Origin of the sequence: Arthrobacter sp. U41 (genome assembly GCF_007679325.1) — a bacterium.
Taxonomy (GTDB): domain Bacteria; phylum Actinomycetota; class Actinomycetes; order Actinomycetales; family Micrococcaceae; genus Arthrobacter.
Window position 1 is genome coordinate 44,172 of record NZ_VEGI01000001.1, and the last position, 14,230, is coordinate 58,401.

Annotated in this window: 13 protein-coding genes; 5 read left to right on the plus strand and 8 right to left on the minus strand. The window is 66.6% G+C overall.

The features are described from left to right. Positions 1 to 118: 118 nt before the first annotated feature. Together FS787_RS00215 and FS787_RS00220 are read left to right on the plus strand one after the other, a co-directional pair. The gene (locus FS787_RS00215) at positions 119 to 1,528 is read left to right on the plus strand and encodes a rhodanese-like domain-containing protein (protein WP_144669999.1); all 1,410 of its coding nucleotides are present in this window, start codon (positions 119 to 121) and stop codon (positions 1,526 to 1,528) included. A gap of 93 nt (positions 1,529 to 1,621) precedes the next feature. Further along, positions 1,622 to 2,905 carry an MFS transporter gene (locus FS787_RS00220; protein ID WP_144670001.1) on the plus strand — a complete coding sequence of 428 codons (1,284 nt, stop codon included), beginning with the start codon at positions 1,622 to 1,624 and terminating at the stop codon, positions 2,903 to 2,905. Positions 2,906 to 2,989: 84 nt separating this feature from the next. Here FS787_RS00220 and FS787_RS00225 read toward each other — a convergent pair whose 3' ends face one another. Together FS787_RS00225 and FS787_RS00230 are read right to left on the minus strand one after the other, a co-directional pair. Continuing rightward, positions 2,990 to 4,675, minus strand: a complete 1,686-nt coding sequence (locus FS787_RS00225; RefSeq protein ID WP_144670003.1) for an alkaline phosphatase D family protein — start codon at positions 4,673 to 4,675, stop codon at positions 2,990 to 2,992. 91 nt (positions 4,676 to 4,766) lie between these two features. After that, the gene (locus FS787_RS00230; protein WP_260982320.1) at positions 4,767 to 5,768 is read right to left on the minus strand and encodes a M20/M25/M40 family metallo-hydrolase; all 1,002 of its coding nucleotides are present in this window, start codon (positions 5,766 to 5,768) and stop codon (positions 4,767 to 4,769) included. 465 nt (positions 5,769 to 6,233) lie between these two features. Between FS787_RS00230 and FS787_RS00235 the strand changes: the two genes are divergently transcribed. Continuing rightward, positions 6,234 to 7,421 carry a TerC family protein gene (locus FS787_RS00235; protein WP_144670007.1) on the plus strand — a complete coding sequence of 396 codons (1,188 nt, stop codon included), beginning with the start codon at positions 6,234 to 6,236 and terminating at the stop codon, positions 7,419 to 7,421. On the opposite strand, the gene FS787_RS00240 is transcribed toward FS787_RS00235, so the two are convergent. From FS787_RS00240 to FS787_RS00260, 5 genes are all read right to left on the minus strand, one after another. Further along, positions 7,418 to 8,056, minus strand: coding sequence for a thymidylate kinase (locus tag FS787_RS00240; RefSeq protein WP_144670009.1), 639 nt, complete (start codon positions 8,054 to 8,056; stop codon positions 7,418 to 7,420). The genes FS787_RS00235 and FS787_RS00240 overlap by 4 nt on opposite strands. Positions 8,057 to 8,124: 68 nt before the next feature. Beyond that, complete coding sequence (locus tag FS787_RS00245; protein WP_144670011.1) at positions 8,125 to 8,649, minus strand: hypothetical protein; 525 nt, start codon at positions 8,647 to 8,649, stop codon at positions 8,125 to 8,127. A gap of 36 nt (positions 8,650 to 8,685) precedes the next feature. Beyond that, positions 8,686 to 9,012 carry a GYD domain-containing protein gene (locus FS787_RS00250; RefSeq protein ID WP_144670013.1) on the minus strand — a complete coding sequence of 109 codons (327 nt, stop codon included), beginning with the start codon at positions 9,010 to 9,012 and terminating at the stop codon, positions 8,686 to 8,688. 110 nt (positions 9,013 to 9,122) lie between these two features. Beyond that, positions 9,123 to 9,596 carry an NUDIX domain-containing protein gene (locus FS787_RS00255; RefSeq protein WP_144670015.1) on the minus strand — a complete coding sequence of 158 codons (474 nt, stop codon included), beginning with the start codon at positions 9,594 to 9,596 and terminating at the stop codon, positions 9,123 to 9,125. Beyond that, complete coding sequence (locus FS787_RS00260; protein WP_260982321.1) at positions 9,593 to 10,231, minus strand: hypothetical protein; 639 nt, start codon at positions 10,229 to 10,231, stop codon at positions 9,593 to 9,595. The genes FS787_RS00255 and FS787_RS00260 overlap by 4 nt, the downstream gene beginning before the upstream one ends. Positions 10,232 to 10,420: 189 nt before the next feature. Between FS787_RS00260 and FS787_RS00265 the strand changes: the two genes are divergently transcribed. Next, complete coding sequence (locus FS787_RS00265) at positions 10,421 to 11,629, plus strand: alanine racemase (RefSeq protein ID WP_260982322.1); 1,209 nt, start codon at positions 10,421 to 10,423, stop codon at positions 11,627 to 11,629. 46 nt (positions 11,630 to 11,675) lie between these two features. On the opposite strand, the gene FS787_RS00270 is transcribed toward FS787_RS00265, so the two are convergent. Further along, on the minus strand, positions 11,676 to 12,572 hold the full coding sequence (locus FS787_RS00270) for an MBL fold metallo-hydrolase (protein ID WP_144670017.1): 897 nt from the start codon (positions 12,570 to 12,572) through the stop codon (positions 11,676 to 11,678). Between the two features lie 514 nt (positions 12,573 to 13,086). Between FS787_RS00270 and FS787_RS00275 the strand changes: the two genes are divergently transcribed. Then, the gene (locus tag FS787_RS00275; RefSeq protein WP_144670019.1) at positions 13,087 to 14,217 is read left to right on the plus strand and encodes a hypothetical protein; all 1,131 of its coding nucleotides are present in this window, start codon (positions 13,087 to 13,089) and stop codon (positions 14,215 to 14,217) included. Positions 14,218 to 14,230 lie beyond the last annotated feature (13 nt).

The window sequence follows — 14,230 nt, forward strand, 5'->3', positions numbered from 1 at the left end:
ATTTCGGGGGAGGGGCGACGGATGCTCCGGCCGCCACCCGCCTTGCGGGATACCCCCCGGGGTATTATTATTGTTAGTAGTCGACGGGGTTACCCCCACTCTTTACGAAGGAGAGCACATGCTTCTGGAACGCATTTATGACGAGGACCTCGCCCAGGCCAGCTACCTGATCGGCTGCCAGGCCAAGGGTGAAGCGGTAGTAGTGGACGGCCGCCGCGACATCGCGGTGTACCAGTCCCTGGCCGCGAAAAATGGCATGAAGATCGTGGCGGTCACCGAGACCCACATCCACGCCGATTACCTCTCCGGCACGCGTGAGCTTGCCGCGGCCACCGGGGCGAAGATCTACGTTTCCGGCGAAGGCGGACCGGACTGGCAGTACGAATTCGACGGGGAGCGGCTGTTCGACGGCGACACGATCACCCTGGGCAACATCACCATCAAGGCACTGCACACCCCGGGACACACCCCGGAGCACCTCTCCTTCCTGGTGACCGACGGCGCGTTCAGCGACCAGGCCGGGTACCTGCTCTCGGGTGACTTTGTGTTCTCCGGTGACCTGGGCCGCCCGGACCTGCTGGATGAAGCCGCCGGCGGGGTGGACACCCGCTTCGAGGGGGCGAAGCAGCTGTTCGCGAGCCTGCGGGACAAGTTCCTGACCCTGCCGGACTATGTCCAGGTGCACCCGGCCCACGGCGCCGGCAGCGCCTGCGGCAAGGCCCTCGGCGCGATCCCGTCCTCCACGGTCGGCTACGAGCGCCTCTACGCGTGGTGGGGCCCGTACCTGGCGGCCAACGACGAGCAGGGTTTCATCGATGAACTCCTCGACGGCCAGCCCGACGCGCACGCATACTTCGGCCGGATGAAGCGGGAAAACCGTGAGGGCCCGGCGGTGATGGGCGAACGCGCACCGCTGCAGGAACTGGACCTCAACACTGTGGCGCAGGACCTCGCGGCGGACAAGGTGACGTTCATCGACACCCGCCCCAATGACCAGGTCCACCAGGGCACCGTGACCGGTTCCCTGAACGTCCCGGCCGGGAAGTCCGTGGCGAGCTTCGGCGCCTGGGTGGTGAACCCCGAAACCGATCCGAACCCGCTGGTGCTGCTGGCTCCGGACCAGGACGCCGCGCAGGACATGTGGGACCACCTGGTCCGCGTCGGCATCGACAAGGTTGCCGGATACGTCACCGGCTTCGAGGGCCTGCCCGTCAGCACCCCGAAACTCATCCAGCCCGAAGAGCTCGACGGCTTCGACGCGGCCATGATCCTGGACGTGCGGAACCGCACCGAACACACCGCCGGCCACGTTCCGGGTTCCTACCAGCTCAGCGGCGGCCGCGTGATGTGGCACCTGGATGAGCTCCCGGCCCAAGGCACCATCGTGAGCTACTGCCAGAGCGGCGTACGCAACTCGGTCGCGGCCAGCGCCCTGCGCCGCGCCGGCTACGACGTCGTCGAACTCGACGGCAGCTACGCCGCGTGGACCGCACGGCAGCAGGAGCTGGATACCGTTTCCGCCCGCTAACCCGCACTACCGGCACTAACTGACCGATACCACTGGCGGTGGCCCTGAACACCAGGGCCGCCGCCAGCGTTCGTCCCAACCATGTGGAGCAGCATGACATCCGGCAACACCAATTCACTGCAGCAGGGCCGCCGCGCCGGCATCACGCTGGGCCTGCGGCAGAATCTGGCCCAGTTCATGCTCCTCGTCGCCGTGAACGCCCTGGTGGGCGGCACGCTTGGCCAGGAACGCACCGTCCTTCCGCTGCTGGCCGGGCAGGTCTTCCACCTTGACCTGTACACGTCGGCGCTGACCTACATCCTCGCCTTCGGTCTCGCCAAGGCCGCCACCAACTACTTCGCCGGCACCCTGTCCGACCGCTTCGGCCGCAAACCCGTCCTGATCGCGGGCTGGCTCATCGCCCTGCCGGTGCCGGTGATGCTCATCTTCGGACCCTCCTGGAGCTGGATTGTTGCCGCCAATGTGATCCTGGGCATCAGCCAGGGCCTCACCTGGTCCACCACCGTCGTGATGAAGATGGACCTGGTGGGCCCGTCCCGGCGGGGCCTGGCCATGGGCCTGAACGAGGCGGCCGGGTACCTGGGCGTGGCCGGCACCGCGCTCGCCACCGGCTACATTGCCGCCAACTACGGATTGCGGCCCGGACCGTTCCTGCTCGGCGCGGCGTACATCGCGCTGGGCCTCGGACTGTCGGTCTTCGCTGTGAAGGAAACCCAGGGCCACGCCCGGCTTGAAGCCGCCAACCACACGAACGCCCACGCCGACGCCCACGGGCACTTGAGCAACCGCGAGATTTTCACCCTCACCAGCTTCCGGGACAAGTCACTGTCTTCGGTCAGCCAGGCCGGGATGGTCAACAACCTCAACGACGGACTGGCCTGGGGCCTCTTCCCGGTCCTCTTCGCCGCTGCCGGACTGACGATCGAAAAGATCGGCATCCTCGCCGCCGTCTACCCGGCCGTCTGGGGCGCCGCGCAGCTCGTCACCGGGGCGTTGTCGGACAGGTACGGCCGGAAGTGGCTGATCGTCGGCGGCATGCTTGTCCAGGCCGCCGCCCTGGCGATGATCGCCGTCGGCGAGGACTTCGGGATCTGGCTCACGGCCGCCGCGCTCCTCGGTCTGGGCACGGCCATGGTGTACCCCACCCTGCTGGCGGCCATCGGCGACGTCGCGCATCCGGAATGGCGCGCCCGCTCGGTGGGCATCTACCGGCTCTGGCGCGACGGCGGCTTCGCTGTGGGCGCGCTGCTCTCCGGGATCGTCGCCGATGCGTACGGCATTCCGGCCGCCGTCGGAGTCGTCGCCGGACTGACGGCGTTGTCCGGACTCCTCGTGGCCGTCCGCATGCGCGGCAAGGATCACCACCGCCTGGCCTGACGTGGGGGCGAGTCTCTGGCAGACCGCCCGGTCTAGCCCGGCACCGTCAGGCCGGGTAGACGCCTTCGGTGGGCGCCCCGGGTTTCACGGCCGCCCGCTGGGTGGCTCCTCGGCCCGCCGCGGGGCCACCGTGACGGCGGAAACGAGTTTCAGCCCGGGATGCAGCTGGTCGCCGCCGTCCACGACGCCGGTCTGCCACCACAGTTTCAGCCCCTCCGGCGCCACCTCCAGGCAGGCCAGGTTGTTGTCGAACCACGGCCCCTTGACGCCGGACCAGCGGAACGGCGGATCCGGAACCTTGGCCGAGCGCGCAACCAGGGCGCCCACCGGTGTGGCCAGACCGTAGGACATGACGGCCGCGAAGGACCTCATCAGCCGGGGCAGCGGGTTTCGGATGGGGGAGCAGACGGCCTGCATGATCCTGCTGCCGGAGGTGCGCTCCACCTCCGAGACGTAGGAGTAGTGGACGTCTCCGGAGAGAAAAGTAACGGTTTCCGGGGCCTGGCCGCGTTTGCCGTCGGCCACCTCGTTCACCATGGCCGCCACCTCCCGGAAGCTGTTCTGGAAGGCTCCCCAGTGTTCAAGGTCCACCGCCTGGCGCACCTTTTCGCCGATGCGGGCGGCGCGTTTCCCCCACGCGCCCTGGGAAACGGCCTCGTTCCAGGACTCGACGTAGTGCAAACCCATCGGCAGCAGGAAGGGCAGTGACGTCGCCACCAGCAGATGGCGGAAACCGCCGCGCATCCGGCCGTCGAGCCAGGCCATTTCCGTCTTGTCAACCAGTGCCCGGTGGTCCGGCTCCAGATTCCGGGCGGCACGGGAGTCCACCACGATCAGCCGGGTGTCGCCAAAATCCCGGCAGTAGCTCCACCGGTAGGATTCGGGGTCCCGGTCGGCCCGATCCGCGAAAGCGTCCAGCTGCGCGCTGACATCGATCTCGTCCTCACCCGAGTGGTCCGCAATCTGCTGCCAGACCGCGTCCTCGCCCCGTTCCTGCGGCGACAGGTTCCCGAGGTGCTGGTAGACCCAATACGAGGCCAGCCCCGCGACGATCCGGCCATGCCACCAGGAGGTTGCCTCCATTTCCTTCTTCCAGCTCAGGGAGGTGTTCCAGTCGTCGCGGATATCGTGGTCATCGAAGATCATGGCGCTGGGGAGGGTGGACAGCAGCCACCGGTTCGCGGGGTCAGACCAGGCCAGGAAATAGAGGTGGGCGTATTCCTCGTAGTCCTTGAGCTCCTCGCCGGGCGGCTCGTCGATGTCGCGCCGGGCGCGGATGAACTCCTGCATCTGCTCGCTGGTCACGTCGGCGTAGACCTGGTCCCCGAGGAATGTCACCAGGTCGGGCCACTTCGTGCCGTCGCCGGAGGCCATCTTGAGGGCGTAGGCACGCAGCGAGTCAATGCCGTGTGTCCGGTTGCCTGCCCGATCGTGGGGGACGCTGGTGCGGCAGGAGCCATAGGCCATCCGCAGCGGCTTGCCGGGCTGGAGCGTCGCGATCATGGACGGGGGGAACTCCGACCCGGGATCGGGCCAGGCCTGGCTTCCGTTGATGTCGAGGACGTAGGGCGTCACCGTGCCTGGCTCCAGTCCGTCCAGCTCCACCAGCGCGTAGTGGTGTCCGTGAACCGCGAACGTGGCGGCCTGCCATTTCCTGCTACCGGCGCGGACGGTGACCCGGGCAGCGGACCGGGTCTCCACCCAGACGCTCGCCGAGGTCTCATCGACGTAGCGCATCATCGGGCCGAGCACCAAGGAAGAGGTTGTCATGACTCAGTTGTACCTGCTCGGCCCCGCGTCCGGCCATGGGCGGGTGGAATATGGACCCGCTGCAGCGCCGCTGAGATACATCGCGGGCCCGTTAGTTCCCCGGGGCCAGCGCGTAGGCGGCGGTGACGTACGCCAGGGCGCCGGACATCTCCTGGAGTAGCGCTCTGTCGATATTGCTGAGCGTGTCGCAGGCCTCGTGGTAGCACGGGTCGAGGTCCCCGCCGGGTGTGCCGCCGTAGGCCTGCGCCTGGGTGTCCGTCTTTGATTCCTCGTCGCCGCTGAACAGCCCGCCGGCGGGAATCCCAGCCCGCAGGAACGCGTCGTAGTCGGAGTCGCCGTCTTCGAAGGGTGTGGTTTCCGCCGGCAGCGAGTTCGCCTCGAAGAAGCGGAAGAATACGTCCTCGATCTCCTTGGAGCCCTCCGGCCCGCCGTCACCGAAATCGGACCCGTCGCCGTCGTGGAAGGACCGTATACCGTTCGGAGAGGCCGCCATGTCCACGTTCAGGTACGCCGAGGTCTGGTCCTTCTCCGTCTCGCTTAGCTCGTCGACGTAATGCCGGGAACCGTCGAGGTCATTTTCCTCGGCGCCCCAGAACGCGAAGACCACCCGGTTCGTGGGATCAGTCCCTTTTTCCTTCATCCACTTTGCTATTTCGAGGATGGCAGCGACGCCGCTGCCGTTGTCGTTGATCCCCGGGCCATCTTCGACGGAGTCCAGATGGCCGCCCACCACGACGGTGTTGGCGGCGCTGCCCCCGGTCTCGGCGAGAATATTGAAGCTCTCCGCCTGGTTCCGGTTCCTGCGACCCTCATCGAAGGTAAACGTCTGCCGGACCGGGTTGTAACCGGCGGCGCGCAGCTGCTCCTCAACATACCGGGCGGATTGCTCATACCCGGAGGTTCCCGACGCGCGGTTCCCGCCGTTGTCATCGGCGATCCGCTGCAGCGCCTCAAGGTGGCCCACCATGCCCCGGCGCTTGAAATCCTTCAGCACGGCCTGCGCATCCACCCTGCCCGCGGGCTCCAGCCGCGGAGCCTCAACGCTGGGGCTGCTGGATCGCGGGGCCGCACCGCTGCCCGGGCTGCTGGTCACGACGCCGGGCGGGCTACCGGCTGCGGACTCCGAAGTGCACGCCGTCGACGACAGCAGCAACACGGCCAGGATCGAAGGAAATACATGCTTGCGCAGCGTCAACATGTTCGGAAGCCCTCTCAGTGGTCAGTTCCGGCTGGGCCGGTCAAGACACCCGCCACTGACAGTCGGCAAACCGCGGTCTACCTTGAATCCGCGATGCCTCTATCAGTTTCGACAATTCTTGCGGATCCGGCTGTATCGTCAATAGCGCCTGCCTGTGAAACAGCTGTGCGAATCGGATGCGCGACGGTCGCTGTGGCATGACTTAGACCCCCGGTGTGTGGGGGCATTCCCTTGGAAGACACACTCAAGGGGTTAGTCGGGAAGGTTCAGGGCACCACGAGCCCCTCATTTCCTAATACCATCGGAATAACCGGACAGCGCTGGACACAGGGGCCGGCCCCTTCACGGAAGTTGAGCAACATGACAGTTTCTCCCCTCATCTGGGCAATCACCATCGCGGCCATCCTGGCCCTGCTGGCGTTCGACTACTTCTTCCACATCCGCAAGGCCCATGTGCCCACGCTCAAGGAAGCGGCCGCGTGGTCCACGCTCTACGTGGGCCTGGCCGTGGTGTTCGGTGTTCTCGTGTGGATCTTCGGCGGCACTGACATGGGCTCGGAGTACTTTGCGGGTTACATCACGGAGAAGGCACTCTCCGTGGACAACCTCTTCGTCTTCCTGATCATCATCGCGAGCTTCCGCGTACCCCGCGAAGACCAGCAGAAGGTGCTGCTGTTCGGCATCGTCTTCTCGCTGATCGCCCGCACCGGATTCATCTTCCTGGGCGCCGCGCTGATCAATTCGTTCGCCTGGGTGTTCTACATCTTCGGCCTGATCCTGCTGATCACCGCAGGCAACCTGCTCCGGCCGGACGCCCACGGTGACGATCAGGCCGACAACTTCATGATCCGGATCGCCAGGAAGCTCTTCCACACCACGGAACACTACGACGGCGACAAGCTCTTCACGGTCGTTGACGGCAAGCGTGCGTTGACGCCGATGCTGCTGGTTATGGTCGCGATCGGCGGGACTGACATCCTGTTCGCCCTCGACTCCATCCCCGCGATTTTCGGGCTGACCCAGAATGTCTACATTGTCTTCACCGCCACGGCCTTCTCCCTGATGGGCCTGCGGCAGCTGTACTTCCTGATCGACGGGCTCCTGGACCGCCTCATCTACCTTGCCTACGGACTGGCGGCCATTCTGGCCTTCATCGGCGTCAAGCTGGTGCTCCACGCCTTGCACGAAAACAACCTGCCGTTCATCAACGGAGGGCAGCCGGTACCCGTCATCGAGATCAGCACCGCCACGTCCCTGAGCGTCATCGTCGGGGTGCTCGTCTTTACCGTTGTCGCGTCGCTGATGAGCAAAGCCGGCAAAGCCCAGACGTCCATCAACAATGCGCGCCGGCACGCCGTCAACTACCTCGACCTGGAATACACCGCCGACTCCGCAGAGCGTGAGCGGATCTACCGGATGCTGACCGAGGAGGAGTCCCAGATCCTGGCCATGGATCTCAAGTACCGGAACAAGGCCAAGGACATCGACAAGATTCGCGCCTTGGTGGCGGAAGCGCACCGGCAGCACGAGGAGTACCTCGCCCGTTAGGTACCGGGCCCCGCACTTTGGCAGGTCGGTGTGGCGGCGGCCGGGGAGCACCCGTCCGGCCGGGGCCTGCCGGCGTCCGCGATGGCGGCGTGCATCCGGGCCAGCACCTCGGCAGGGGTCCCGCCGGCGGCGATGCGGGTGAACCCGGGGAACTCGGGAAGGGATTGATACGCGTCCCGCAGCGACTCCAGGTCGTTGAGGCTTTCCGAGTCTGTGCCGCGCGCGAGGATCCGTGCGTGGGCCTCGCGGGGGTCGACGTCGAGGTAGAGGACAAGGTCAGGCCGGGGAAGCGTCCGGATGAGCCAGGGGAGGAAGCGGCCCCTGGGCAGGCCGTGCATTCCGCGGAGCGCGAGCTGGCAGTGAAGGTGCCGGTCCATCACAACCAGGCCGTGAAAGGTCCGGGCCCGGCGGTGTGAATTCAGGACGTTGAACGTGCGGATCGCTGTTTCAAGGAAGTCCGCCAGCGGGGGAGGCGCCTGTAGGCCGAGCCTGGCGCCGAGCAGGGACATCCTTCGGCGGCCGGCGTAGTTCCGGAGGAGCAGGGCGCTTTGCCCCGCCTGGCGGGCGGCCGCGACGGTGGCCTCGGCCGCCGTCGTTTTTCCTGAGCCGTCAATTCCGGTGAGCACGATCAGCACGCAGTGTCCTTCGTGATGTGGTGGTGTGGGTTCCCTGAGCCAACGAATGAGAGGCACCGCTTGATCCCTCAGAGACTGTGGGCCAGCAGTTCGAGCGCGATGACCAGGAGACTCAACACTACTTCGGCGAAGACGATAAGGGCTTTGTGGCGGAACGGAAGGTCAAGCCGCCGGATCGCGAGGTACCCGATGACAAAGAGTGTGACAACTAGGACGACTATTGCCCATTGAAGGGCCACGGCCGTCGACCAGAGACCCAAGCCGGCCGCCGTGAGGAGCAGGAGCGGCGTCACGAGGACGCCGAGGGATTCGGTGCTGACGGCGACCATGTGTCGCAGCTGCGGGCGGCTGGGGAGCTCCTCATGTACCGTCAGGTGGCTCAGCAGGTCGGCGACGAAGATGCCCAGCAGGGAGCCGATCACCACGATACTGAGGGTGGCCGCCGCGGCGGCGGGCGACGTTTCGTCAGCGTGGCTTCTCAGGGCCAGGATGACGGCCAGGCACGTGAAACTGATATAGACACGCTCCTTGAGGCTCGCTGCGCGCTGGGTCGCAGTCGGTTCAGTCCGCCCGGCAGGTTGAGTCGCATTCATCGAGGAAGTCCCCTCTCAGTGGTTGGAACAGAACCGTCAGGCGCCGGGGGCCCGGTAGCCCACCTCCGCTGCCATCCGCAGGGCTGACATCGTTTCGTCCACGCTCAACAGGACAGTCGTTTCAAGCGAACTCAGCGCGCCGCCCCCGGCGATTGCCACCGCCACCGCGGCCATGGAGACGTTGTCGGGGGCCTCCCACAGGTTGTAGCCGTCATGGCTGCCAAACGCGTACCAGAAGCCATGGAGCTTGCCGCCCACCGACTCGATATACTCCTGCGCCGCTTTTCCGCGGTCTTCCGGGTTGCGGATCATCCTGGCCCAGGTCTCAGGGGTGTAACTGAACTTCGACAGGTAGAGCGGCATCGTCTTTCCCTTCGTTCACTTCCAGGAGTGCGGATTACCCAAGGATGGCAGTCCTCCGCCGGGCCAGCAATGCCCGCGGCACTGAAAAGCAACCGCTAGGCCGGCGTTCATCAGTCGGCACGCCGCAGATGCTGCATAAGCGCGTCGAGGATCGGCAGTTGCCCGCTGACCAGTCGGCTGCGGGCCTCGGCCTCCCGGTTCCACTCTGCGCCGTCGACTTCGGGGAAATACTGGACGGTTCCGGATCCCTTCGGCCACTCCAGAGGGAACGTGTTGCTCGCGATCCGTTCGGGCGCAAAATCGGCCTCGGCCGCGAACACGGTAATGATCTTTCCCGACGGTTGCCGGAAGGCCCCCAGCGGGATGTAGTCGGCGGACGGCGCCGGAGTGCCCATTTCTTCGGCGAACTCCCGCAGGGCTGCGGTCAGAGGGTCCTCGTCGTCGAGGTATTCGCCCTTGGGAATCGACCAGGCCCGGGCATCCTTGCGCGCCCAGAACGGGCCGCCCATGTGCGCTATCCACACCTCCACGTCCCGTCCACCGCGACGGCGATACAGCAAAATGCCCGCACTCCGCACTGTCATTGCACGCCACCTGCCCCCGGCAGCCCGAGGTCCTGGTCCCGGCGTCCTTCCCCGGTGTCCAGACCCGGGAGGAACTGGCGGTTCCGGATCCGCGACGGGCCGCATTCCACCGCCAATGGCTCGATGTTCCAGGGTCCACGGTCCCTCGACTTGGGCCGGCCCACGGCAATGTGGGGTGTCCAGCGGGGGTACCGGAAACCGAGGGCCTTTGAGCTGAGGATGAAATCATCGACGTTGTCCACCAGGAGCGCGTCCAACAGCTCGTGCAGCGCCGTCACGAGGGAGACCTGGTAGTCCCGCACATGCGGCGGCACCTCCACTTCCAGACCGCTCACGCGCCCGCCGCCCAGCAGAACCAGCCGCTGCGTCCGGGCGGCGAAGCCTGCCAGCACCGGCAGCCTCTCCAGCCAGGCAACTGTCGTGCCGGCGGCGTCCCCGGCCGTCGTGTTGCCTTTGGTCCAGTCCGCGATGTCCCGGGCGAAGTCCGCCAGGACACCGATGTGCAGCAGGGTGAGGTGAAGCCCCTGGGGCCGGCGCAGCGCATCGACGTAGTTGCCCAGTGCCTCGTAGTCCCCGGCCCCCGAACCAACACTGAGCACAGGCACCTCCACCGTGATGCGCGGAGCAGGTTGCATTCGGATTCCTCCCGTCCGTGCGGACCGTTGGCTACCCGTGCCATTATCCTCCGGGACTGGCTGACGTACGGAATTCCCGGCCGGCCGAGAAAGCGCGACGTGACACAATCAACGCATCATTCACCTCGGATAGCCGCTGACAGATCCTTCAGGGCGGGCGGACCGGTCCCGTGACCACGAAGGAGCCTCGTGAGCAGCCCGATCCAACACCAGAGCGGACCCGATGAGGACGTCGCGGCCATCCCGGCCACCGCGCCGGCGTATCCGCAACTACGGCTCAACAGCGAGGCCCTCGACAAGAACATCGAGGTGATGGCGGCCTGGTGCCGGCGCCGCAGCGTGGATCTTGCGCCTCATGTCAAGACAACGATGTCCGCACCGATCATCGCCCGCCAGATGGCTTCCGGCGCCGTCGGAGTCACCGTCGCCACCGTGGACCAGGTTGCTGCGGTATTGGCCTGGGGGCACCGGCACGTCCTTGTGGCCAACCAGGTGGTCGATCGGTACGGCCTGACGCGCCTCCGCTCCTGGCTCGAGGAAGATCCTGGCCGGGAGATCCGCTGCTTCGTGGATTCGGCCGCAGGGGTCGAGGCCGCGGCCCGGGTTTTCGCTCCAGCGGCCGTCAGCCTTGACGTGCTGATCGATGTCGGAACGCCGGGCGGACGCACAGGAACCCGGAGCCTCCACGACGCACTTCGCATCGCCGCGCAGGTGCGTGGCACGCCCGGCCTCCGGCTCGCCGGGGTTGCCGGTTACGAAGGCGTTGTGCCCAACAGCAGGGCGGAGTCCACCATCGAAGCCGTCGACCGGCACTGCCGGCTGGTACGGGACGTGTATCTCGCAGCCGCGAAATATTTTGAGACCGCCGCCCCCATCTACTCCATGGGCGGATCCGCGTTCCCGGATCGGGTCGTGGAGCACCTTCCCGACGACACCCTGGTCCCAGGTACCCGGAAGATCCTCCGGTCAGGCTGCTATGTCACACATGATCACGGCACCTACGCCGCCGTGAGCCCGGTCCCGGGCCTCATCCCGGCAGTTTCGGTGCGGGCCGTGGTCCTGTCCGCCCCGGAAGAGGGCATGATCGTCGTCGGTGCCGGCAAGCGGGACCTCGCCTACGACGCCGGACTGCCGGTCTTCCTCTCAGCCCGCACCGCGGACGGGGACGCCAGGGAAGGGGCAACCGCCGTTGTGCGCAACCTCTACGACCATCACGCGGTCCTCACCGGCGCGAGCGGGCTGAATGTCACGGATGTGGTCGACTTCGGGATATCCCACCCCTGCTCGGCCTTCGATCGCTGGCCTGAATACGTGGTCACCGACCGCAACGGACAGGCCATTGATGTGTGGCGCACGGACTTCCACCGTTCGTCCCTGGGCACGGTCCGGCCCGGCTGAATTGGCGCCGGCGAATTGCGTTGCTGCCCGGGGCTTCAGGACGGCGCTACCGGCCGAAGACCCGGAACAGGAGGAGCCGGGCGGACTGGGCCGCGGACTCCCGCCGGCAGGGCCCGTTCCAGATGATGAAGTTGGCGAACCGGTGGGCGCCGGGGCGGTCTGCAACACGGGCGGCCGCGTCCCGGACCGTGTGCAGATCCCGGACCGTGAGCGGCAGGGGAGCCTCCTCGGGGTGCCAGGTTGAGCCGAGCGGAAAGTCCCGGAACTGGCGGGTGGACATCTCGATGTGGGCGCCAAGGACCACGGTGACCGGATGCGCGGCGCTGAAATCGCAGAGGGTGTGGAGCGACTCCTGAAAGGCCGGAAAATCCTGGACATAGAGCCGGCCCGGGTAGACGGTGTCACCGGTGAGAAGCATGCCCGTGTCCTCGTCGTGGATGGCAATGGCGGACGGATGGTGCCCCGGCGTCGGGATCACCTCAAGCACCCGCCCGCCAAGGTCAAAGCGTGCCGTGCCCCGGGGCCAGTTGCTGATCCCGAAGAACGCGGCGACGTCTTGGGCCGAGTGTCCCACCACCCGGGTGTGGGCCCGGTCCGTGAACTGCCCGTCGCCGGCGACATGATCCCCGTGGGCGTGGGAGTGGGCTACGACGAGTTCATAGCCATCCCGGGGATGCCCTCGCAGCCATTCCTCGATGAGTGCGTCGACGGTGGCCCGCAGCGGAAACCGGGTGGCGTCCGCCGTCGCGCCCGTATCCAAGAGGAGGGCGCGGTCCGCACCGAACAGCAGGTAGAGGAACGGCGCTTCGAAGTTGTCCGCGATGCTTTGCCGGAGCAGCACCGTGTTGGGTGCCGCCCGGTGCACCTGGATCGCCGGCGCCGCGCTGCGCCGATGCGAGCGCATCCCCGGGTACCAGCGCACGTCAAAATCAAGATCCGTCACGGCTCTACTATCGCAGGCACGGCTCCGGCGGATTCCGTGGCGGCCCGCGCGCCGACGATTTCACCTGCGCGCCCGGCTCTCCAAACCGCCACCGGATCCGCAGCAAAGCGGTAGTACCAGACAGGCAAGGGGCCGACGACGGCTGGGGGAGAGAACCCCGGTCTCAGAGGGCTCTCAAGCGTCGCCGGCCCCGTCTCACACCGGACCCCCAACGCTCCGGCAAGCAAAGTAGCCGGTCCAACACCCTGCTGAGTTCGGCAGTGGTGCGGACCTATTACTATTCAACACCCTGCGTGCCGTATCGGGGAGAGAGACCTGATGCCAACTGTGGAGGGTTGTTGGGCGTGGAGGTTTCATCCCTGGCGGGTGACGGCACTGCGCCGAGGTGGTCATAGCGTGGGGGTACTCCGGAATGGAGCAGCCGACGTGGTGGCACTTCGCCCGGCCAGGACGAAACGCCGGTCACGGAGGCACTCGATGACCCTCAACCCCCGGGGAAGCGAAGTGAGCGATGTTGGCCCTGAAGAGAAACGCTGCAGTCACCTCAGAATCCCGGGCGCTGGTCATCGGCGGCGCGGGCTTTCTTATCCTCGGCATGATTGCGTTCCTGCTGGTGGGGCGTGAACCCGTTGCGTTGTCCGGGCGGGGGTCGGTGGGCGACATCGCTGCGCTTGGGACGGCCGTCCTCGGCGCAGCAGCCGCCGTGATCGGGTCCCTGCAACGGCAGGCGCATGACGCTCCGACCGCCCCCGGCAGGGCCCGGACACGCAACATCATCGACATCTCCGCGCTCGCGCTGGCCCATGCCTGCATCTTCCTGCTCGGCTGGCTGGCGTTGTTCTCAATCTTCCAGCGGGCGTTCGTGGGCGCAGTGCTGTACCCCGTGGCAGCGGCAATCCTCGTCGGGGTCACCGGAGCGATCAGTGCTTATACCGCGTACCTGTCGACAGTCACCATGAACGCCTACCGTCTCGCCGCGCTCCTCGCCGTATTCCTCGTCACGGGTGTATTGACGAGCATGCTCACCGCAGAAGACCCGCAGTGGTGGCAGGAGAACCTCAGTGCCCTCGGCATGAGCTCCGGGGTCTCCGGGGTGGCGTTCAACCTCACGCTGATCGTCGCCGGCGTTGTGGTCACAACCCTGGCCGGGTACTCCACAAGGACGCTAGAATCGACGGCGAAGACCGCGCCCACGCGCCGCCGGGTGCGGCATCTGGAAGGCGGAATCATCCTCATCGGCATCCTCCTCGCCTGCGTGGGGCTGTTTCCGGTGGACGAGCAGTTCTGGCTCCACACCGCGTCAGCGTCCGGCATGGTGGTGGTGTTTGGGACCCTGGTTGTCCGCATGCGCTCGCTGGTTCCCTCGCTCCCGGCGACCTTCCACGTGTTGGGGCTGGTGTTCCTGGCGGTCATCGCCTTCGCCGTGCTGATGTACTTCCCGTTCGGCTACTACAACCTCACCGCCGTGGAGCTCATCGCTGCCTCGCTGGTCTTCGCCTGGCTGATCGTCCTGATCCGCAACCTGGCCGCCGTCGACGCGGACCAACTCGCCGTCAGCGCGCCGGCCCGCCCCCCGCTCGCACGCACTGACACCGCCGCGCAGGCTGCGGCGCCCGGAACGGACAGGACCGCCGCGGACTCCTGATCGGAAGGCAGTA